The 21,647-nt window shown below is 67.4% G+C and carries 19 protein-coding genes; 3 read left to right on the forward strand and 16 right to left on the reverse strand.

Translation table 11 applies throughout. From position 1 onward, the window contains the following. Positions 1-218 precede the first annotated feature (218 nt). On the forward strand, positions 219-3,992 hold the full coding sequence (gene metH / locus AC3WOB_RS19705) for a methionine synthase (protein ID WP_492275933.1): 3,774 nt from the start codon (positions 219-221) through the stop codon (positions 3,990-3,992). Between the two features lie 87 nt (positions 3,993-4,079). Here metH and AC3WOB_RS19710 read toward each other — a convergent pair whose 3' ends face one another. From AC3WOB_RS19710 to AC3WOB_RS19720, 3 genes are read right to left on the reverse strand one after another with little or no spacing between them, the layout of a single operon-like run. Next, the gene (locus AC3WOB_RS19710; RefSeq protein WP_492275934.1) at positions 4,080-4,856 is read right to left on the reverse strand and encodes a citryl-CoA lyase; all 777 of its coding nucleotides are present in this window, start codon (positions 4,854-4,856) and stop codon (positions 4,080-4,082) included. Next, positions 4,853-6,370 carry a class I adenylate-forming enzyme family protein gene (locus AC3WOB_RS19715; protein WP_492275935.1) on the reverse strand — a complete coding sequence of 506 codons (1,518 nt, stop codon included), beginning with the start codon at positions 6,368-6,370 and terminating at the stop codon, positions 4,853-4,855. The genes AC3WOB_RS19710 and AC3WOB_RS19715 overlap by 4 nt, the downstream gene beginning before the upstream one ends. A gap of 10 nt (positions 6,371-6,380) precedes the next feature. After that, positions 6,381-7,364, reverse strand: a complete 984-nt coding sequence (locus AC3WOB_RS19720) for a Bug family tripartite tricarboxylate transporter substrate binding protein (protein ID WP_013391266.1) — start codon at positions 7,362-7,364, stop codon at positions 6,381-6,383. A 102-nt stretch (positions 7,365-7,466) separates the two neighbouring features. On the opposite strand from AC3WOB_RS19720, the gene AC3WOB_RS19725 reads away from it, so the two are divergent. Continuing rightward, positions 7,467-8,264, forward strand: coding sequence for an IclR family transcriptional regulator (locus AC3WOB_RS19725; RefSeq protein ID WP_492275936.1), 798 nt, complete (start codon positions 7,467-7,469; stop codon positions 8,262-8,264). Here the strand turns inward: AC3WOB_RS19725 and AC3WOB_RS19730 are convergent. The 4 genes from AC3WOB_RS19730 to AC3WOB_RS19745 all read right to left on the reverse strand — a co-directional run bounded on the left by AC3WOB_RS19730 (position 8,261) and on the right by AC3WOB_RS19745 (position 11,967). Continuing rightward, positions 8,261-8,806: a DUF934 domain-containing protein gene (locus tag AC3WOB_RS19730; protein ID WP_013391268.1), complete on the reverse strand. Its 546-nt coding sequence runs from the start codon at positions 8,804-8,806 to the stop codon at positions 8,261-8,263. The genes AC3WOB_RS19725 and AC3WOB_RS19730 overlap by 4 nt on opposite strands. Continuing rightward, complete coding sequence (locus tag AC3WOB_RS19735; protein ID WP_013391269.1) at positions 8,799-10,541, reverse strand: nitrite/sulfite reductase; 1,743 nt, start codon at positions 10,539-10,541, stop codon at positions 8,799-8,801. The genes AC3WOB_RS19730 and AC3WOB_RS19735 overlap by 8 nt, the downstream gene beginning before the upstream one ends. Before the next feature lie 222 nt (positions 10,542-10,763). Further along, entirely contained in the window at positions 10,764-10,955 is a 192-nt protein-coding gene (locus tag AC3WOB_RS19740; RefSeq protein WP_013391270.1) for a DUF2970 domain-containing protein, read from the reverse strand. A gap of 76 nt (positions 10,956-11,031) precedes the next feature. After that, positions 11,032-11,967: a LysR family transcriptional regulator gene (locus AC3WOB_RS19745; protein WP_013391271.1), complete on the reverse strand. Its 936-nt coding sequence runs from the start codon at positions 11,965-11,967 to the stop codon at positions 11,032-11,034. Positions 11,968-12,256: 289 nt separating this feature from the next. Here AC3WOB_RS19745 and AC3WOB_RS19750 point away from each other — a divergent pair, with 289 nt between their 5' ends. After that, positions 12,257-13,597, forward strand: coding sequence for a DUF3100 domain-containing protein (locus AC3WOB_RS19750; RefSeq protein ID WP_492275937.1), 1,341 nt, complete (start codon positions 12,257-12,259; stop codon positions 13,595-13,597). A gap of 60 nt (positions 13,598-13,657) precedes the next feature. On the opposite strand, the gene AC3WOB_RS19755 is transcribed toward AC3WOB_RS19750, so the two are convergent. The 9 genes from AC3WOB_RS19755 to AC3WOB_RS19795 form a co-directional block, all read right to left on the reverse strand. Further along, positions 13,658-14,164 carry a hypothetical protein gene (locus AC3WOB_RS19755; protein WP_492275938.1) on the reverse strand — a complete coding sequence of 169 codons (507 nt, stop codon included), beginning with the start codon at positions 14,162-14,164 and terminating at the stop codon, positions 13,658-13,660. A 207-nt stretch (positions 14,165-14,371) separates the two neighbouring features. Beyond that, entirely contained in the window at positions 14,372-14,971 is a 600-nt protein-coding gene (locus tag AC3WOB_RS19760; protein ID WP_492275939.1) for a glutathione S-transferase, read from the reverse strand. A gap of 25 nt (positions 14,972-14,996) precedes the next feature. Continuing rightward, a complete protein-coding gene (locus AC3WOB_RS19765; protein WP_492275940.1) occupies positions 14,997-16,703 on the reverse strand; it encodes an FAD-dependent oxidoreductase in 1,707 nt (568 codons plus the stop codon). A gap of 5 nt (positions 16,704-16,708) precedes the next feature. Then, complete coding sequence (locus tag AC3WOB_RS19770; protein WP_424243453.1) at positions 16,709-17,437, reverse strand: SDR family NAD(P)-dependent oxidoreductase; 729 nt, start codon at positions 17,435-17,437, stop codon at positions 16,709-16,711. A gap of 9 nt (positions 17,438-17,446) precedes the next feature. Continuing rightward, entirely contained in the window at positions 17,447-18,199 is a 753-nt protein-coding gene (locus AC3WOB_RS19775; RefSeq protein ID WP_492275941.1) for an SDR family NAD(P)-dependent oxidoreductase, read from the reverse strand. Between the two features lie 19 nt (positions 18,200-18,218). After that, positions 18,219-18,938 (reverse strand): ABC transporter ATP-binding protein, encoded by a 720-nt coding sequence (locus AC3WOB_RS19780; protein WP_013391278.1) that lies wholly within the window; start codon positions 18,936-18,938, stop codon positions 18,219-18,221. Further along, entirely contained in the window at positions 18,931-19,695 is a 765-nt protein-coding gene (locus AC3WOB_RS19785; RefSeq protein ID WP_492275942.1) for an ABC transporter ATP-binding protein, read from the reverse strand. The genes AC3WOB_RS19780 and AC3WOB_RS19785 overlap by 8 nt, the downstream gene beginning before the upstream one ends. Beyond that, complete coding sequence (locus AC3WOB_RS19790; protein ID WP_013391280.1) at positions 19,692-20,690, reverse strand: branched-chain amino acid ABC transporter permease; 999 nt, start codon at positions 20,688-20,690, stop codon at positions 19,692-19,694. The genes AC3WOB_RS19785 and AC3WOB_RS19790 overlap by 4 nt, the downstream gene beginning before the upstream one ends. Beyond that, on the reverse strand, positions 20,687-21,589 hold the full coding sequence (locus AC3WOB_RS19795) for a branched-chain amino acid ABC transporter permease (RefSeq protein WP_013391281.1): 903 nt from the start codon (positions 21,587-21,589) through the stop codon (positions 20,687-20,689). Before AC3WOB_RS19795 ends, AC3WOB_RS19790 begins: the two co-directional genes overlap by 4 nt. Between the last annotated feature and the right edge of the window lie 58 nt (positions 21,590-21,647).

The raw sequence follows: 21,647 nt of genomic DNA on the forward strand, positions 1-21,647 counted from the left end.
GGGAGGTTCTTCCTGTTTCCCGTTTACCTTTCGCGCGCGGCCGGCAAGTGTTGCGTTCTTGCCTGGCCCGTACGCCGAAAGCACCGGTTCGGGGCCGAAACTGTATCACCCGGAGGCGCGAACAGGCCCATTTTGTTACGATCAGGGCTTGTTTTTGCGGCGTTTTTCGCTTTTTCGCCACATAGCGCCGCTGTCGCCAACTCCATCCGGACCTGCCCGTGTCGTATCCCCGCCTGCCTTACCCGCCCGAAGCCTATACCCACGGCGGCGAATTCGCCCGCCTGCTGGGCAAGCGCATCCTGATCCTGGATGGGGCCATGGGCACCATGATCCAGCGCTACAAGCTGGGCGAGGCGGACTTCCGCGGCGAGCGCTTCGCCGATCACGGCAAGGACGTCAAGGGCAACAACGAACTGCTGTCGCTGGTGCGGCCGGACGTGATCTCCGAGATCCACCGCCAGTACCTGGAAGCCGGCGCCGACGTCATCGAGACCAACACCTTCGGCGCCACCACCATCGCGCAGGGCGATTACGAGCTGCCGGAACTGGCCTACGAACTGAACCTGGTGTCCGCCCGCCTGGCGCGCGAGGCCTGTGATGCCTACAGCACGCCCGACCGCCCGCGATTCGTGGCCGGCGCGCTGGGTCCGCAGCCCAAGACAGCGTCCATCTCGCCGGATGTGAACGATCCGGGCGCCCGCAACGTCACCTTCGAGGAACTGCGCGTCGCCTATGTCGAGCAGCTCAACGGCCTGCTGGACGGCGGCATCGACATCGTCCTGATCGAAACCATCTTCGATACCCTCAACGCCAAGGCGGCCATCTTCGCCACCGAGGAAGTGTTCGAGGCCCGCGGCGTGCGCCTGCCGGTCATGATCTCGGGAACGGTGACCGACGCGTCGGGCCGCATCCTGTCCGGCCAGACCGTGGAAGCCTTCTGGAACTCGGTACGCCACGCGCGCCCCATCACCATCGGCCTGAACTGCGCCCTGGGCGCGGCGCTGATGCGGCCCTACGTGGCCGAGCTGGCCCGCATCTGCGACACCTACGTCTGCGTCTATCCCAACGCCGGCCTGCCCAACCCCATGGCCGAGACCGGCTTTGACGAAACGCCGGCCGATACCTCCGCGCTGCTGGAGGAATTCGCCCGCGCCGGGCTGGTCAACATGTCTGGCGGCTGTTGCGGCACTACGCCGGACCACATCCGCGAGATCGCGGCCAAGGTCATGTCGTTGACCCCGCGCGCCGTGCCGGACATTCCGGTCAAGACTCGCCTGTCGGGCCTGGAGCCGCTGAACATCGACGAAGACACGCTGTACGTCAACGTCGGCGAACGCACCAACGTGACGGGCAGCAAGATGTTCGCCCGCCTGATTCGCGAAGAGAAATACGACGAGGCGCTGGCGGTGGCCCGCCAGCAGGTCGAGAACGGCGCGCAGATCATCGACATCAACATGGACGAGGCCATGCTGGATTCGGTGGCCTGCATGCGCCGCTTCCTCAACCTGATCGCCTCCGAGCCCGACATCGCGCGCGTGCCGATCATGATCGACAGCTCCAAGTGGGAAGTCATCGAAGAAGGCCTGAAGTGCGTGCAGGGCAAGCCCGTGGTGAACTCGATCTCCATGAAGGAGGGGCTGGAGCCCTTCCGCCACCATGCGCGCCTGTGCCGCCGCTACGGCGCGGCCGTGGTGGTGATGGCCTTCGACGAGCTGGGCCAGGCCGACACGCTGGAGCGCCGCAAGGAAATCTGCGGCCGCGCCTATAAGATCCTGGTCGAGGAAGAAGGCTTCCCGCCCGAGGACATCATCTTCGATCCGAACGTCTTCGCGGTCGCCACCGGCATCGACGAGCACAACCACTACGCCGTGGACTTCATCGAAGGCACGCGCTGGATCCGCGAGAACCTGCCCCACGCCCGCATCTCGGGCGGCGTGTCCAACGTCAGCTTCTCGTTCCGCGGCAATGAGCCCATGCGCGAGGCCATCCACACGGTGTTCCTCTACTACGCCGTCAAGGAAGGCATGACGATGGGCATCGTCAACGCCGGCCAGCTGGGCGTGTACGCCGACCTGGATCCCAAGCTGCGCGACCTGGTCGAGGACGTGGTGCTGGACCGCGCCGAGCCCGTCGGCAAGACCGAAGCCGACGACGAGCGCACGCCGACCGAACGCCTGGTGCAGTTCGCAGACAGCGTGAAGGGTTCGGGCGCCAAGAAGGAAGAAGACCTGGCTTGGCGCGACGCTGAAGTGGAAAAGCGCCTGTCGCACGCGCTGGTGCACGGCATTACCACCTTCATCGTGGAAGACACGGAAGAAGTGCGCCAGAAGATCTTCGATCGCGGCGGCCGCCCCATCGAAGTGATCGAAGGCCCGCTGATGGACGGCATGAACGTGGTCGGCGACCTGTTCGGCGAGGGCAAGATGTTCTTGCCGCAGGTGGTGAAATCCGCCCGCGTCATGAAGCAGGCCGTGGCCCACCTGATTCCCTTCATCGAGGAAGAAAAGCGCCAGATCGCGGCCGCCGGCGGCGACGTGCGCGCCAAGGGCAAGATCGTCATCGCCACCGTCAAGGGCGACGTGCACGACATCGGCAAGAACATCGTGTCGGTGGTCCTGCAGTGCAACAACTTCGAAGTCGTGAACATGGGCGTGATGGTGCCCTGCGCCCAGATCCTGGAAAAGGCCAAGGAAGAGAACGCCGACATCGTCGGCCTGTCCGGCCTGATCACGCCCAGCCTGGAAGAAATGGCCTATGTGGCCAGCGAGATGCAGCGCGACGAGTACTTCCGCAGCCGCAAGCTGCCGTTGATGATAGGCGGCGCCACCACCAGCCGCGTGCACACCGCCGTGAAGATCGCGCCGAACTACGAAGGCCCGGTCATCTACGTGCCGGACGCCAGCCGTTCGGTGGGCGTGGCGACCAACCTGATGTCCGACCAGTCGGAAACGTACCTGGCCGAACTGGCCGGGGAATACGAAGAGGTGCGCCGCCGCCACGCCAACCGCAAGGCCACGCCCATCCTGCCGCTGGCCGAAGCGCGCGCCTCGCGCCCCGCGATCGACTGGGACAACTACACGCCGCCGCGTCCCAAGTTCATTGGCCGCCGCACCTTCAAGAGCTACGACCTGGCCGAGATCGCCAAATACGTGGACTGGGGTCCGTTCTTCCAGACCTGGAGCCTGTTCGGCCCGTTCCCGGCCATCCTGGACGACAAGGTCGTGGGCGAGCAGGCACGCAAGGTCTACGCCGACGGCCTGGCCATGATGAAGCGCATCATCGAAGGCCGCTGGCTCACCGCCAACGGCGTGGTGGGCTTCTATCCGGCCAACAGCATCAACGACGAAGACATCGAGGTCTACAAGGACGAGACCCGCAGCGAGGTGCTGTTCACCTACCGCAACCTGCGCCAGCAGGGCGCCAAGCGCGAAGGCGTCAGCAACAAGTCCCTGTCCGACTTCATTGCGCCCAAGTCCAGCGGCAAACTGGACTACATCGGCATGTTCGCGGTCACGGCGGGCCTGGGCATCGAGAAGAAGGAAGCGGAATTCGAAAAGGCGCTGGACGATTACTCCAGCATCATGCTGAAGTCCCTGGCCGACCGCCTGGCCGAAGGCTTCGCCGAATGCCTGCATGCCCGCGTGCGCCAGGACTTGTGGGGCTACGCGCCCGACGAGGCCCTGTCCAACGAGGACATGATTGCCGAGAAATACGTGGGTATCCGCCCGGCGCCAGGCTACCCGGCCTGCCCGGAACACGTCATCAAGACCGATATGTTCCGCGTGCTGGACGGCGCCGACATCGGCATGATGCTGACCGACAGCTACGCCATGTACCCGGCGTCCAGCGTGTCGGGCTTCTACTTCAGCCACCCGCAGTCGCAGTATTTCAACGTGGGCGTGATCGGCGAAGACCAGCTGCAGGACTACGCAGCCCGCAGCGGCCGCAGCATCGAGGACCTGAAGCGCACCTTGGCGCCGAACCTGGGCTGACGGTTTGGGGGCGTCAGGCCTACATGCCTGTCAGCCCCCTGTCCTCCACGCGATTCTGCCCGCCAGGCGACCGCGCCGTCACGGCGGCTATTCGCCGTGGTGGGTCTTTCCCTTGCCCACGTAGGGAATGGCGTGATCGATGGTTTCCCAGATATAGCGCCCGGACGGGCTTTGCTGTTCTTCGGCCACGTGCGACACCAGGCCGGCCGCGCGCGAGATGACGGCGAAGCCGCGCATCAGTTCGGTCGGCACGCCGATCTCGCTGAGCAGCGCCGCCACCGCGCCGGTGGCGTTGATGGTGATGTGCTTGCCGTAGGTCTGGTCGATCGCGGCCGACAGCAGGCGCAGCGCCTTGAGCGAGTCGCCCTTGAGGTCCGGTTCGGCCTCGGCCAGCGCCAGCAGCTTGATCGAGCGCGGATCGTCGGGCTTGTGCAGATGGTGGCCGAAGCCGGGCAGGGCGCTGCGCGATGCGCGGAATTCGCGGGCGATCGTCAGCGCCTCCGCGTGGCCGTCATCGGCCTGGCGGATGCGGTCCAGCAGGCGCGAACAATTTTCCATGGTGCCGACGAACTGGCTGCCCACCGCCATCAGGCCGGACGCCACCGCGCCCTGCAGGTTCTCCGGCGCGCTCATGTAGATCAGCCGCGTGGCGATGGCGCTGGGCGTCAGGCCATGCTCCATCAAGGTGACCAGCACGGCGTCGACGATGCGCAGGTCCACCGGGCGCGCCTCGCGGCCCAGGATCTGCATGATCATGACTTCGGTGAATGTCTTCTTGCCGATCAGGTCCTCGACCAGGTCCACGTCGCGGTAGGACATGCCGGTGAGGTGATGCGCGCAGAGGCGGGTTTCGGGCGTTTTCATGGGGTCTCCTTCTGGGCCGCGTCGCGCACGGCATTTTTCAGCACCTTGCCCACGCTGGAGCGCGGCAAGCTGTCATGGATGTGGAACTGCTTGGGTGTGGCCACGGGGCCGAGCAGGCCGCGCACGTGGGCCTTGAGCTCGTCTGCGCTGGCCTCTGCGCCGGGATGGAACTGCACCGCGGCGTGGACCGCTTCGCCCCACTTGTCGTCCGGCAGGCCGAATACCGAGCATTCGTATACGGCAGGGTGCGCGGACAGCGCGTTCTCCACGTCCACCGGGTAGATGTTGAAGCCGCCCGTGATGATCACGTCGCGCAGACGGTCCTTCAGGAACAGGTAGCCGCGCGCATCGATCAAGCCGGTGTCGCCGGTATGCAGCCAGCCGTCCAGCACCGTCTCGGCGGTTTTCTCGGGCAGGCGCCAGTAGCCGGACATGACCAGGTCGCCCTGCACCACCACCTCGCCGATCTCGCCGCGCGGCAACAGCGCGCCGTCGGGCGCCATGATGGCCACGTCGGTGAGCCAGGTGACGCGCCCGACCGAGGCGCGGTTCTCCGGCGCTTCGAGGTCGGCGGGGCGCAGCGCGGTCACGATCTGCGGCGCCTCGGTCTGGCCATAGGTGGTGCCCAGCACCGGGCCGAAGAAGGCGCGGGCGCGGTCGATCTTTTCGACGGGCATGGGGGCGCCGCCGTAGATCAGGTTGCGCAGTCGCGGGAAGTCGGCGCGCGAGACGCCGGGCTGCGCCATGATCATGTAGATCAGCGTGGGCGGCATGAAGCTCAGCGTGCCGCCCCGTTCGCGGAAGGCGGCGGTGATGCTGGCCGGCGTCACGCCGTCCAGCAGCAGATGGGCGCCGCCGCGCGCCAGCACCGGCAGCAGGTAGGTGCCGGTGCCGTGCGTGATGGGGGCGGCCACCACATAGCGGTCTTCGTGGGTGAGGCCCCAGCTGGAGATCTGGTTGATGATGCCCGCGTTCCATGCGTGGTACGGCTGCATCACGCCTTTGGGCAGGCCGGTGGTGCCGCCGGTGAACTTGATGGCCTGGGTGGCGTCGCGCGGTAGCACGTGGCGCTGCGGCTCGCGTCCGGCGCAGCGGGCCAGCAGCGCGTCCAATGCCAGCGGCGCCGCCGCGTCGTCCAGATGGATGTGGCGGCGGTCTTGCGGCGCCTGGGCCGCGGGCGCCAGCGGCGCGCCCACGCCGTCGACGATCACGATGGACGGCTCGGTGGCGTCCAGGATGCGCCCGATCTCGCGCTCCGTGCTGCGGTAGTTGAGCGGCACCCACACCTTGCCGCTGGCCAGCACGGCCAGCAGCGCCAGGATGTGCCGCGCGGAGTTGCCGGCGCAGATCGCCACCCGCGTCTGCGGCGCGGGATCCAGTTCTTGCAAGGCCGCGGCCAGCGCCCGCGTATCGGCGGCCAATTGCGAGTAAGTGACCTGGCCTTCGGGGCCGTCCAGCGCGATGCGGTCCGGATACTGCTCGGCGGCGCGGAAGAAGAAATCTATCGGGTACATCCTGGTGTTCCTAGTTGGCTTTGAGGTTGGCGCTCTTGACGACCTTGCCCCATTTGTCGATCTCGCTGGCGATCTTCTGGGCGTAGGTCTCGGGGGTGTTGGGCTGCTGTGGCGCGTAGAAGCCGGACTGCTGGTAGGACGCCTGCAGCGCCGGGCTGGCCAGCGCCTTGTTGATGGCCTGGTTCAAGCGCTCGACGACGGGTTTGGGGGTGCCGGCCGGCGCCATCACGCCGAACCAGGATTCCACCTCGAAGCCGGGCAGGCCGGATTCGGCCAGCGTGGGCGTGTCGGGCGCCGAGGGCAGGCGCTGCGGCGAGGTGACGCCGATGGCGCGCAGCTTGCCGGCCTGCACGTGCGGCAGCGACGAGGGCAGGTTGTCGAACATGGAATCCACCTGGCCGCCCAGCAGGTCGGCCACGGCCGGGCCGCTGCCGCGGTATGGCACGTGCAGGATGTCGGTGCCGGTCTGCATCTTGAACAGCTCGCACGACAGGTGGATGGACGAGCCGCTGCCGGACGAGGCGCAGGTCAGCTTGCCCGGATTTTTCTTCGCGTAGGCCACGTATTCCTGCACGGTCTTGACCGGCAGCTTGGGGTTGACGACCAGGATGTTCGGAATGGTCGCCAGCAGGCCCACGGGCTCGAAGCCCTTCACGAAGTCATAGTTGAGCTGGCTGTACAGCGTGCGGTTGATGGTGTTGGCAATGGAGCCCACGTACAGCGTGTAGCCGTCGGGCGCGGCGCGCGCGACGATTTCCGCGCCGATATTGCTGTTGGCGCCGGTCTTGTTCTCGACCACGATGGTCTGGCCCAGCTCTTCCGACAGGGACTTCGCCATCAGGCGCGCCACGATGTCGGTGGCGCCGCCCGCCGCGTAGCCGACCACCAGCGTCACGGGACGCTCGGGATAGGGCTTGGCCGCCAGGGCCGGGGCCGCGAGCAGCGCGCCCAGGGCGGCCGCCGCGGCGGCCCACCGCTTGCTTTGCATCTTCATTGTTGTCTCCGTCCTGTTTGTCTAATATTTGGACAACTCTGCGTCTGTCCAACTTCATATTGGGCTTTGATAGAGGCCTCATCAACGCAATCTGTCCAAAAATTGAACAAGCCAGAATCCGAAGGCTCGGGACCGCGCGTGTTGCGCCGCGGCTTGCGCGTGTTGGGCGTGCTGCGGCAGGCGGGCGCGGCGGGCATGCACGTGGTCGACATCGCGCGCGCGGCAGGCATGCAGCGGACCACGGCCTATCGCTATCTCGATGTGCTGGTGCAGGAGGGCTACGCCTTGCGCGAGTCCGAGGCGCCGCGCTGGCGCGTGGCCGAGCTGGGCGTGATGATGGCGGGCGATCCGCATGCGCAGGCGGTGCGCGACCTGCGGCCGGTGCTGCGGCAGATCAGCGATGTCAGCGGCGATTCCGCTTTCCTCATCTGCCGCGCCGGCAACGATTCGCTCTGCCTGCACCGCGAGGTGGGCAACTATCCCGTGCAGGTGCTGGCGGTCACGGTGGGGCACCGCCAGCCGCTGGGCGTGGGGGCGGCCGGGCTGGCGCTATTGGCGGCATTGCCGCCGGACGAGTCGGAAGAGGTGATTGCGCAGAACGAGCAGGCGCTGCGCGCCTATGGCGGCATGACGGTGGCGCAGATGCGGCGCCTGGTGGAGAACACGCGGGACCGCGGCTGGTCGGTGGTGGGCAATGCCGCGGTGCCCGGCGTGTTGGGGGTGGGCGTGGCCCTGTGCGACGCGGGCGGATATCCGCGGCTGGCCGTCAGCGTGTCCAGCCTGATCAGCCGCATGCAGGCGGCACGCCAGCGTGGCATTGCCGACCTGATCCGCGCCCAGTTGGCGCAAGACGAGGTCAGGGCGCAGCGCTGGGCGCTGCCGGGGTTTTCGGGCGGCTAGGCGGCCGCTGGCGCCGGCACCCGATAGGTTTTTTGATAGTGGACCGTGAAGGTCTTGAACGCGTCCAGCGCCTTGTGGGGATCATGGCCCGGCTTGACCAGGAAGCTGTCGAAGCCGACGCGCGCCTGGTAGTGGATGGTGTCGATCATCACGTCGCCGACCGCGCGCAATTCGCCCTGCCACTGGTAGCGCGTGCGCAGCAGCTGCGCCAGCGAATAGCCGCGGCCGTCGGTGTAGACCGGAAAGTCCACGGCGATGAAGGCGATGCCGGCGGGATCCAGCGTGCCGTCGGCTTCGGCCAGGTCGCGCAGGTCGGCGTCCGGGTCGAGCTGGACCGCGACCGGATGCTGGTGGCGGCGCAGCGTGGCGCGCGAGGTCTTCCAGACCGAAAGCGGCACGATCCAGCCCGGCGCGTCGCCAGGCACCTGGCCCTCGGCCGGGACTTCGGGCTCAGGCGTGAAGACGCGCCAGGCGTCGGCTTCCAGCCGGCCGTTGCGGATCAGGTGGGGGCCGGGGGCGTCGTGCGGATAGATTTCAGACATGGGCGGCCTCGGCGTGCTGCGCGGGTTTGGCGAAGGCGGGATCGGAGTACACGTCCTGCTTGAAGGGATCGATGCCGACGCGGTCCACCACGTCGATGAAGCGTTCCTCTTCGCTGTCGCGCAGGCCCAGATAGGTGCGGACCAGGCGGTCCACCACGCCCGCGACCTGGTCGCGCGCGAACGACGGGCCGATGATGCGGCCGATCGCGGCGCCGCCGCCGCGCGTGGATTCGATGTCGGGCAGCGGCTTGGCGGCGCCGTTCTGGCGCCCGCCGATGGTGACCTGATACCACTCCTCGCCGGCCTTATCGACCCCGAGGATACCGATGTGGCCCACGTGATGGTGGCCGCAGGAGTTGATGCAGCCCGAGATATTCAGGTCCAGCTCGCCGATCTCGAACAGGTAGTCGAGGTTGTCGAACTGGCGCTGGATGGCTTCGGCCACGGGGATGGAGACGGCATTGGCCAGCGCGCAGAAATCCCCGCCCGGACAGGCGATGATGTTGGTCAGCAGCCCGATGTTGGGCGTGGCCAGGTTCAGCGTCTGCAGCGTGGTCCAGAGTTCATGCAGGCGCGCGCGGCGTACGTCGGCCAGGATCAGGTTCTGCTCGTGAGAGACGCGCAGCTCGCCGAAGCCGTAGTCGTCGGCCAGGTTGGCCACCGCGTCCATCTGGTCGGCGGTGATGTCGCCCGGCGGCACGCCGGTGGGCTTGAGCGATACGGTGACGGCGGCGTAGCCGGCCGCCTTGTGCGGATGCACGTTGGTGCGCAGCCAGCGCGCGAAGCGCGGATCGGCGGCGGCCAGCGCCGCGGTGTTGTCGACGTCCTGCGCGGCGGCGGCGTCATATTTCGGCCAGACGAAGCGGGTCCTGATGGTGTCGACGAATTCCTGGGTGATGGTGTCGGGGCCGCCCTTGATGAGCTGCCATTGTTCGTCCACCTGCTGCGCGTAGACTTCCGGCGTCAGGTCCTTCACCAGGATCTTGATGCGCGCCTTGTACTTGTTGTCGCGGCGGCCGTGCAGGTTGTAGACCCGCAGCGCGGCCTGCAGATAGGTCAGCAGGTCTTGCCATTCGACGAAGGGGTTGATCAGCTTGCCGACGATGGGCGTGCGGCCGAGGCCGCCGCCGATCCAGACGCGAAAGCCCAGCTTGCCGTCGCGTTCGACGGCTTGCAGCCCGATGTCATGCACGCCCACGGCCGCGCGGTCCTGCACCGCGCCGCTGACCGCGATCTTGAACTTGCGCGGCAGGAAGGCGAATTCGGGGTGCAGCGTGGACCACTGGCGGATGATCTCGCACCACACCAGCGGATCCACCAGCTCGTCCGGCGCGACGCCGGCGAAATGGTCGGTGGTGGTGTTGCGGATGCAGTTGCCGCTGGTCTGGATGGCGTGCATCTGCACGGTGGCGAGCTCGGCCAGGATGGCTGGCACGTCTTCGAGCTTGGGCCAGTTGAACTGGATGTTCTGGCGGGTGCTGAAATGGCCGTAGCCGCGGTCCCACTTGCGCGCGATGTGCGCCAGCGTGCGCAATTGGCGCGACGCCAGGATGCCGTAGGGAATGGCGACGCGCAGCATGGGCGCGTGGCGCTGGATGTACAGGCCGTTCTGCAGACGCAAAACACGGAATTCATCTTCCGTTAGTTGGCCATCGAGGAAGCGGCGCGTCTGGTCGGAGAACTGCGCCACACGCTGCTCGACGAGTTGCTGGTCGACGGGGTCATACACGTACATGTCTACTGCCCTTGAAGTCTTCTCGGTCTGAATCCCTGCGCTCGCCTGGCGCAATGCGGCAGGGGAAAGGGGTTCATAACCGTAACAGGCAGCTGCGGCGACCGTCTAAGTCATTCTGGTAATAAGGTAATGGGCCCCCACGCTGCACGCGCTGGCGCGCGCTTGCTGCCCCCCGAGGGGGCTGTCCCGCCTTGGGACGGCCATTCTCGCGGGACGGCCGATTTACAACGCGGCGTTTACAGCCCAACGCGCTACTAGCACCAGGATGACCACCAGACAAGCCGCCATCAGCAGCCCGGTCAATATCAATGGCGCCGGCTTGTTGTTGGCGATGTCGGCATCGTAGCCCCGCCCGCGGCGCACGCCGAAGAATCCCCACAGCACGGATTTGACCGTGCGCAAGAAACTGAGCATGTTGTCTCTCCTGGCGTAGTGGCGGATGCCACCAATGTAGGCCGCCGCGCGCCGGGGAAACAGATGCAGATCTGGCTTACTCGACCGTATCAGGCATGGAACCGGCCGGCGCGCCGATGCCGCGCACGATATGCTCCAGCAGCTCGCGCGCGGCGGGCGAGACGTGGCGGCCGGCGCGGCTCAGCACGTGCAGGCTGCCCTGGTTGAGGATGGGGTTGGCCAGCGGCAGGCTGGCCAGGCGCTGAGCGCGCATGTCGGCCGTGACCGCGATGGGCGGCGTCAGCGCGTAGCCGATGCCGGCGGCGGCGAACTGCCACAGCGCCTTGAAGGACGAAGTGGTGAGCACATTGCGCAGCCGGACCTGTTCGCTGATTTCGGCGGCCTGGATATGCTGGCGCACGCCGAACCCTTCCTGCATGGATGCGCCGGGATAGTCGGCCAGGTCGGTCAAGAGCAGCGGGCGGCGCAGCCGGGTCAGCGGATGGTCGTCGCGGACGATGGCGCGGATCGGTTCGGGCCGCGAGTAATGGGTGCGCAGGCGGGCGTCGTTGGGCGGCTGGAACACCAGTCCTATGTAGGCGCGGTCGTCGACGATGCGCTGCACGATCTCGGAGGTGCGCGCCACGTCGATGTCCAGCGTGACTTCGGGGTGGCTGCGCCAGTAGCCGGGCAGCACGCGTTCGAACATCAGTTCCACGAAGCCTTCGCCCAGCACCAGGTCGATGTGTCCCCGCTCGGCCTTGCGCAGACTGTCGATCTCGGAGAAGAAACTCTCCTGGATGTCCTGCTGGCGCTTGATGTAGCGCGCCAGGATATGTCCGGCATCCGTGGGCACCACGCCGCGTCCGCGGCGTTCGAACAGGGCGATGCCGCAATCGCGTTCCAGCGCGGCGATGGCGCGGCTGACGGCGGACGGGTCCATGTCCAGCACTTCGGCCGCGCCGCGCACCGAGCCGCGGCTCATGACCTGCATGAAGTAGTGAGTGCGGCGGGCGTCGAGTTTTTCGTCCATGGCGGTGCTCCGAGGGGGAGTGCGGCGGCAGATCCACAGATAAAATCTAGGGTTTACCCTTGCATGACCCAAGTTCATGCAAAATTTTCCCTGGAAAAGCCTTTCTGTTGCATTTTACGCAACGTTTATGCGCCAGCCCTGTCATGGTTGCATGCTGGGCCCCCGGCGAAAATCGGCCCTGCTGCGAGCGCCTCGCCGCCGCCGCGCCGCGACGCTCCTCCGGGGCGCCGGCCGGACGGGGTTGCGGCGGACAGCCACGACGATTATTCACGTTCATCAGGGGAATCCGATGTCACACGCCAGCGCCAGCCTGGCCGCGCCCTCCATGCCGCTATCCGGGCGCATCCGCATGCTTGCCGCCATCTTGCTGGTGGTCGTCATTTCAGAAGCGATCGGCAGCGCCACCTTCAACGTCGGCCCGGGCAAGATCGTTCTGCAGCCGATGCTGTGGGCCATCTTCATCGGCGCCATCGTCGCCGCCTGTGGCCAGCGCCTGCCGGCCGGCCTGAACATCGACACCGCCATGCAAACCCGCATCAGCGGTTATCTGCAATACGCGCTGCTGCCTTTCCTGGCCAAGCTGGGCCTGATGGTGGGCGGCGCCTTGCCGCAGGTGCGCGAAGCCGGCTGGGCTCTGGTGTTCCAGGAGTTCGGCCACTTCTTCGGCACCATGGCCATCGGCCTGCCGCTGGCCCTGCTGCTGGGCATCAAGCGCGAAGCCATCGGCGCAACCTTCTCGGTGGGCCGCGAGCCCAGCCTGGCCATCATCGGCGAGCGCTACGGCATGAACTCGCCCGAAGGCCGCGGCGTGATGGCCGAGTACATCACCGGCACCGTGATCGGCGCGTTGTTCGTGGCGCTGATGGCCGGCTTCATCACCAGCTTGAACATCTTCGATCCGCGTTCGCTCGCCATGGGCGCCGGCGTGGGCTCGGGCAGCATGATGGCTGCCGGCGTGGGCGCGATCGCCTCCCAGCAGACGCCCGAAGTCGCGCACCAGGTGGCCGCGCTGGCCGCCGCCGCCAACCTGCTGACCACGGTGGTGGGCGTGTACTTCACGCTGTTCATCTCGCTGCCGACCACCATCTTCCTGTACGACAAGCTGGAGCCCGTACTGGGCCGCTTCTCGCGCGGCAAGGCCGAGACCGCCGCGGTTGCCAATGACGGCGCCGCGCAGGAAACGCCGGCGCATGGCGCCAAGATGGGCTTCGGCGACCGCCTGACCGCTTACGTCATCTGCGGCCTGTTCGCGCTGGTGGGCAACCGCCTGGGCTACAACGTGCCGTTCGCCGACGCCTTGCCGGGCATGGGCATCATCATCCTGCTGGTCGTCATCGCCGACCTGGTGCTGCGCGTGGTGCCCAAGCTGCCGGCCGTGTTCGTGCTGTCGCTGATCGCCATGACCGCGGGCTGCCCGGGCGTGCTGCCGTACTCGGACCAGATCATCGCGATGGTCGGCAAGGTCAATTTCCTGCCGTTCACGACCGTGATCCTGGCCATGGCCGGCTTGTCCATCCTCAAGGACCTGCCCGCCTTCCGCAAGCTGGGTTGGAAGATCGTGGTGGTGTCCCTGGCCGCCAACGCGGGTACGTTCCTGGGTGCGACGATGATTGCGGAATTCTTCCACTGATCTCCGTCCGGTCCTGCATGAAAAACCGCCTGATGAAAGCGTCAGGCGGTTTTTTTTTGGTCAGGGCGTGTGGCCCGGCCGGTAGCGCGCCTGGTCCGTGACGTTCTCGGTCGCGCCGATATTGGCGACCTTGGGGATGCCCAGGCCTGCCGCCTTCATCGCCACCGCGGTCTGCAGTTCCTGGACCTGCGGGTTGCCCATGGCGACACGGTAGGCTTGCAGCGGCATCAGGCCTTCGATGGTGCCCAGGTCGTTGGCGGAACCGGCGCGCTGGGCAGTCGGGTCGGGTTGCGTGGTGAACGCCTCGAGCGCGCGGCGCATGCGCGATTCCGCGTGCAGGTCGCGCAGCGCGTCCGCATTGGAGGCGCCGATGATGGTCAGCGCGGGCAGCTGGTGGTCGCGTTCGCGGATGGCTGGCGCGGCGTGGCCCGCAGCCGCGGCCTTGGCGGCTCGGACATGGGCAATGCCTTGCGTTTCAAGGAATGGGCGCGTGGCGTCCAGCGCGGCGGAGCGCGCGGGGTAGGGCGCGTCAGCCCGGTGGATGGCGGAGATCGCAGCGACGTTCATGCTGGGCCCCTTTTTCTGATGACAGGCCGGGGGATCGGCCCGTTTGGCAATTTCACTGTAACAGCTGAGGGCGGTCGTGGCGAAAAAAAGGCCCCTGACGAGGTCAGGGGCCCTAGCGACGCGGCCCGAGGGCCGCGCCGTACTCAGGGCAGGTGATGGCCAGGGAGCCCGGCGGGTTCTCCCGGCCCTGCGCCTGCCCAAACCGGATCAGGGCTTGGTGGCCTGCATGGATGGCCGTTGGCTGAAGGTCTCGTACCAGGCGGCGGTGGCCGGGTGGCCGGCGCGCCAATCCAGGTCGGGGAAGCGGAAATCCAGATAGCCCAGCGCGCATCCGATGGTGATGGTGCCGATGTCGAGGCGGCCGTTCAGCGAGGCGGCGCTCTTCTCCACCAGCGCGAGGCCGTCGCGGACCTTGCCCAACTGGCCTTCGACCCAGCCGTCCCAGCGCAGCGCTTCGGGGCGCAGCACGGTTTCATAGCGGGCCAGCAGCGCCGCACCCAGCATGCCGTCGGCCATCGATTGCTCTGTCAGTACCTGCCAGCGGTCCTTGCCGGCCGGGAACAGCGCGCCGCCGCCCAGGTCGTTGAGGTATTCGCAGACCACGCGGCTGTCGTACAGCGCCTGGCCGTCGTCGGTGATGAAGGTAGGCACCTGGCCCAGCGGATTGCTGGGGATGATGCTCTGGTCGCGCGCGACGGGGCCGGCCGCGCTGGGCAGCTTTTCGATGCGGTCGGCCAGGCCGAGCTCATGGGCGATGACCATGCACTTGCGCACGAAGGGCGAGGCGGGCGAGTAAAAGATTTTCATGGGTATCCTTGTCGGTGGAGAGGCGTCAGTGTTGTGCATGCGCCAGATGTTGTCCAGCGATCCAGCCGAAGGTCAAGGCGGGACCGAGCGTGATGCCGGGGCCGGGATAGGCGCCGCCCATCACGGATTGCATGTCGTTGCCGGCGACGTAGAGGCCGGGGATGGGCGCGCCTGCGGCGTCCAGGGCCTGGGCGTCCCGGTTGGCGGCGATGCCGCAGGCCGTGCCGATGTCGCCGGGATAGACCTTGACCGCGTAATAGGGGCCGGGACCCAGCGGCGCGAGGCAGGGATTGGGTTCGTGTTCCGGATCGCCCAGGTAGCGGTTGTAGGCGGTCGATCCCTTGCCGAAATCCGGGTCCTGGCCCTGGGCCGCGTGGGCGTTGTAGCGGTCCACCGTGGCTTGCAGTGCATCGCCGGGCACGCCCAGCCGTGCCGCCAGCGCCGCCAGGGTGGCGCCTTGCAGCAGATAGCCCGCATCGATCAGATGCTGGCGCGGTCTCCCGCCAGGCAGCGCCAGACCCAGGCCCCAGGTATCGATGAAGCGCTGGTCGCAGATCAGGAAGGCGGGAACGCTGGGCGTCGCGCCGTTGTTGCGGTACATGGCCTGCACGAACTCGTGGTACGAAGCCGATTCGTTGACGAAGCGCTGGCCGGCGCTGTTGAGCGCGATGAGGCCGGGCTTGGCCCGGTCCCACACCAGGTGCGGATAATGCAGGCGCTGGCCGTCCGCGGATTCCAGGACGGATACCGGCGCCCAGAATGCGGGGCTGGCGTGGCCCGTGCCGAGCGCGGCGCCGGCGGTTTCCGACAGGCGGATGCCGTCGCCCGTATTGTCCCGCGGCGACATGGACCAGAGGCCGGTGGGCTGGGGATAGGACTGCGCGCGGCGCTCCGGATCCCAGGGAAAGCCACCCGTGGCCATCACTACGCCGCGCCGCGCGCGGATGTTCAGCGTCTTGCCGCCGCGCGCGACGGCGGCGCCCAGCACGCGGCCGCTGGCATCGCGGTGCAGCGCCAGCGCCGGCGTGTCGAGCCAGTACTCGATCCTGCGGGCCAGCAGGCCGTGGAACAGCTGCGCGGCCAGCGCATTGCCCAGCAACAGGCGGGTGCCGCGGTGATAACCGCGCGCGCGGTCGGCGGCATAGCGCAGCACCAGCTTCATGCTGTGGCGCCAGGCCGCGAATGAGCGCGTGGCGCGCAGCAGATGCCGCACGTCGGTGATGTTGACCATCATGCCGCCCAGCACCGTGAATTCCTTCAGCGGATCGCGCAGCGTACGGAAGTCCTGGCCCAGCTTGCGGCCGTCGAACTCCAGCGGATCCAGCGAGCGGCCGCCCATCGCGGCGCCGGGCAGATCGGGGTAGTAATCGGGCGAGGCGGTGCGCGCGGCCACGTCCAGGATGCCGCGCGAGGCCAGGTAGTCCATCATGCGCGGGCCGGCTTCCAGGTAGGCGCGCTTCATGTCGTCCGGGGCCGCCGCGCCCACGGTCTGTTCCAGATAGGTCCACACCTTGTCGAAGTTGTCCGGATGGCCGGCGGCTTCCGTCTGCGCATTCAGCGGTATCCACAGCGCGCCGCCGGAGATGGCGGTGGAGCCGCCAACGCGGCCGGTCTTCTCGACCAGCAGCACGTCCAGCCCTTCCTCGCGCGCCGTCAACGCCGCGGCCATGCCGCCCGCGCCCGAGCCGACGACCAGCGCGTCGACTTCCTTGTCCCAAGTGATGCCTTCCATGCTGCCTATGCTCCCGAGCCGCCCAGCGATTTACCGCCGTCCACGAAGATGACCTGGCCTGTGATGAAGTCCATGTGCGGCGCGGCCAGGAAGGACACGGCATTGGCGATGTCTTGCGGCTGGCCTGCGCGGCCGGTGGGCTGCAGGGCCAGTTGGGCCGCGAGGCGTTCGGGTGTGAGATTGCGCAAGAGCGGCGTGTCGATGAGGCCGGGGGCGATGGCGTTGACCAGGATGCCGCGCGCGGCCAGCTCCATGGCCGAGGCGCGTGTGTAGCCCACCAGGGCCGCTTTCGAGGCTACGTAGTGCGGGTGGTTCTTCGCGCCCAGGTAGGCGCGCGACGCGATATTGACGATCTTGGCGCCGGGCGCCATGTCGCGCGCCGCTTCCTGCGTCAGGGTCGCCACCGCCAGCAGGTTGACGTCGAAGGCGCGGCGGTAGTCGGCGCTGTCGACCTCGAAGAACTTGCGCTCGTCGAACAGCCCCGCGTTGTTGACCAGCGCCGCCAGCGGCGCGAGCGAGCGGGCCAGCGCACGGGTGGCGGCCTCATCCGTCAGGTCCACCACGCGGTGTTCCACGTCCAGCCCCTGCGCCTGCAATGCCTGCGCCTCTTTCGCGGCCAGCTCCGCGTTGCGATCGGCCAGCACGACGCGAAAGCCGTCGCGCGCCAGCCGCTCCACGATCGCCAAGCCCATGCCGCTGGCGCCGCCCGTGACCAATGCCGTGCCCAGATTCATGATGTTTCCCTATACGGCCAGGTAGCCGCCGTCCACGGGCAGCACCACGCCGTTCACGTAGCTGGCCATGTCCGAGGCCAGGAAAAGAACCGGGCCCACGATCTCGTCGGCCCGTCCCGCGCGCGCCATGGGCGCGCGCTGCATGTACCAGTCCGTGCCCTGCGCTTGCGCGCGCTGGCCCGCCGTCATCTCGGTTTCCATCAGACCGGGGGCCACGGCGTTCACGCGCACGCCGTGCGGCGCCAGGTCGCGCGCCAACACCTCGGTGAAGGAGCGCACGCCGCCCTTGGACACCACGTAGCCCGCGGTCGAAATGCTGCAGCCATAGGCCACGATGGAACACAGGTTGACGATGGCGCCGCGTGTGGCCTTCAGCTGCTCGACGAAGGCGTGCGTGACGTTGAAGGTGCCCTGCAGATTCACGCTCATCAGACGCTCCCAGATCTCGGGCGTCTTGGGATCGTCGAACGGGGCTCGGGCGGAAATCCCGGCGTTGTTGATCAGGATGTCCAGATGGCCGTGTTCGGTGGCGGACCGCTCGGCAAAGGCGCGCACGGCGGCGGCATCGGTCACGTCCAGCACTGCGTCCGCAGCCTTGCCGCCCGCTACGCGGATGGCCTGCGCCGTGGCGGCGGCCAGCGCCGCGTCCACGTCGGCGACGATCACGGCCGCGCCTTGGCGCGCAAAGCCCTGCGCGATGGCCGCGCCCAGGCCGCGGCCCGCGCCCGTGACGAGCACCCGCTTGTCTTGCATCGATATCATGGTCGGTCCTTTCGGCGCGCTAGGCGCCCAGATAGGCGCGCTGCACGCCTTCGTCGCTGGCGAGCGCGGCGGATTCGCCTTCCAGCGCGATTTCGCCGTTTTCCAGGATGTACGCGTAACTGGACACTGACAGCGCCAGCTTCACGTTCTGCTCCACCAGCAGGATGGTGATGCCTTGTTCGCGATTCAGCCGCAGCACGATGTCGAAGATCTGTTCGACCACCAGCGGCGACAGTCCCATCGACGGTTCATCCAGCAGGATCATGCGCGGCCGCGCCATCATGGCGCGGCCCGTGGCCAGCATTTGCTGTTCGCCGCCGGACAAGGTCGCGGCCTTTTGCTCGTAGCGTTCGCGCAGGCGCGGAAAGGTGTCGCAGACCATGTCCAGATCCTGCTTGACCGCCGGGCGGTCGGTGCGCAGGTAGGCGCCCATTTCCAGGTTCTCGCGCACGCTCATGTCGCGGAAGATCTCGCGGCCCTCCGGCACCTGCACGATGCCGCGTCCCACAATGGCGTCCGCCGCCAGGCGGTGTATGGGCTCGCCGGCGAAGCGCACGCTGCCCGCGGTGGGAGCCACCAGGCGCGAGATCACATTGAGCGTGGTGGACTTGCCCGCGCCGTTGGCGCCCAGCAGCGCCACGATGGCGCCCTGCGGCACTTTCAGCGATACGTCCTGCAGCGCGCGGATATTGCCGTAGGCGGCCGATACCGCCTCGACTTCAAGCAGATATTCAGCCACCAGCGGCTCCCTTGCCCAGATAGGCTTCGATGACCCGGGGGTTGCTGCGCACTTCCGCGGGCGTGCCTTCGGCGATCTTCTCGCCGAAGGACATGACGGTGATGCGATCCGAGATCGACATCACCAGCTGCATGACGTGCTCCACCAGCAGCACTGTGATGCCGTCGCGTTCGCACAGCTCGGTCAGCAGGCGGTCCAGCGTTTCGATCTCGCGGTTGCGCAGGCCGGCCGCCGGTTCGTCCAGCAACAGCAGCTTGGGCGATATGGCCAGGGCGCGTGCCAGTTCCAGCATCTTCTGGCGGCCGAAGTCCAGGCTGCACGCCGGCGTGTCGAGGAAGTCGGCCAGCCCCACGCGTTCCAGCAGGTGCTCGACCCGCTCGCGCGTCTGCGCGGCGGCCGGACGCAGCAGCTTGCCGGCGCTGTCGGCGCCGTGCGCGTAGGTGCCGAGCAGCGCGTTTTCGCGCACGCTGAGCGCGCCGAACAGCTCCAGGTTCTGGAAGGTGCGGGCCACGCCCAGCGCCGCCATTTCATGCGGCTTCTTGCGGGTGATGTCGATGCCGTCGAACTGGATGCTGCCGCTGCTGGGTCGGTAGTAGCGCGAAATGCAATTGAAGGTGGTGGACTTGCCCGCGCCGTTGGGGCCGATCAGCGCGTGGATGCGGCCGCGCTCGACCTGCATGGACAGGCCGTTGATGGCGGTGAGGCCGCCGAACTTCACGGTCAGACCCTGCACGTCCAGATAGGGATGGCTGCTCATGCCGCGCTCCTTTGGGTCGGTTTGGCCGCGGCCTTGTTGGGCGTGGAGGGGAGCGGCGTGGCGGGCGCCGGCGCGCGTCCGCGCGCGCCGCGGCCGGCGAACAGGCCCTTGGGCGCGAACATCATGAAGCCCATCAATATGACGCCGTAGATGATTTCCTGGAACGACAGCGCCTGGCGCAGCAACTCGGAAATGAGGCCGAAGGCCAGGGCGCCGGCAATGGCGCCGCGCACCGAGCCGATGCCGCCGACCACCACCATGGTCAGGATCAGGATGGTGGTCTGGAAGCCCAGGCTTTCCGGGTGGATGAAGGAAGCGAAGGTCGTGTACATGCCGCCCGCGATGCCGGCATAGGCGGCGGAAAGCGTGAAGGCGGTGCGCTTGATGGCGTTGACATTCACGCCCATGGCCTGCGCCGCCACGTCGCTTTCGCGCACCGCGCGGAAGGCCGAACCGAGCTGCGAGCGGGACAGGGCGACGGTGGCCCAGAGCAGCAGCGCGGCGATCAGCACCACGAAGGGGTACGCCTTGGCGTCCGACACCAGTTCATAGCCGAACAGCGTGGCCGGCGAGATCCGGAAACCGTTCGAGCCATTGGTGACCGATTGCCAGTTCAGGAACACCCACTGCATCGCTTCGCCGAAGGCGAAGGTGGACAGCGCCAGGTAGATGTCGCGCATGCGCAGCGCCAGCGCGCCGATCACATAGCCCAGCGCGGCGGCCAGCAGCCCGCCCGCGACGATGGAAATGAAGAAGGGCGGATGCCACAGATTGTTGATGAGGCCGGCGGTATAGATGCCCACGCCGTAGAAAGCGGCATGCGACAGCGCAAACTGCCCGGTCTCGCCAATGACCAGGTGCAGGCCCAGCGCCAGCACCACGAACACCATCAGCAGGTTCACCACGTAGATGACATAGCCGCTGGCCGCGAAAGGCAGGATCGCCAGCACCACGGCCATCAGCGCCAGCAGCGCATGGTCGATTTTCTTGCTCATACTTTCTTCACCTGCAGTTTGCCGCCCAAGAGCCCTTGCGGACGCAGCAGCAGCACCACCATGATGGCCACGAAGGGCGCAACCACGATGGCATTGGTCGAAATGAACAGCCCCACCAGGTTCTCCGCCACGCCGATCACGAAGCCGCCGACCACCGCGCCGGGCAGGCTGGTGATGCCGCCGACGATGGCCGCGGCGTAGGCCAGGATGGCGATATGGCCGATGTCGGGCGTGATCAGGATCTTGGGCGTGATGAGCAGCGCCGCGACCGCCGATATCAGTCCGGCCAGCGCCCACACCAGCATGCGAATGCGGGTCAGGTTCACGCCCACCAGCCTCGCGGCCTTGGGGTTCATGCCCACGGCGCGCATCGCGCGGCCAACCCGGGTGTAGGTGAACATGCCGAAGAGCAGCAGCATCACCGCCACCGCGACGGCGAATATCACCAGGTCCAGCTGGGTCAGCACCGCGTCGCCGATGATGATGGCGTCGGTCGAGGCCAGCGGCGGCAGCGAGCGCGGCGTGTCGCCCAGGCCGGTCTGGCGCACCAGGCCTTTCAGCGCATAGGCCAGGCCCAGGGTGGCGATCACCATCTGCACGCCCACGCCCTTGGAGGCGATGACGCGTTCCATGACGACGCGCTGGAACAGGCCCGACAGGACGGCCACGGCGAGGAGCGTGATGGGAATGACGACGAGATAGGGCCAGCCCATCACCAGGGTGAGGAACAGGGCGATGTAGCCGCCGACCATGAAGATCTCGCCCTGGGCGAAATTCGGCACGTCGGTGGTCTTGAAAATGATCACTACGGCAACCGCCAGCAGCGCGTACACGCTGCCCGTCACCAGTCCCGACAGCACCCCCTGCTGCAGGAACAGCCAGATATCGGCAAAGCTCATGATGTTTCTCCGGCAGCCCGCGCGCTGCTGCGCCAGCGCGCGGGCCCGACCCGTGGCG

Source organism: Achromobacter sp. FW305-C-30-7, from assembly GCF_058783105.1.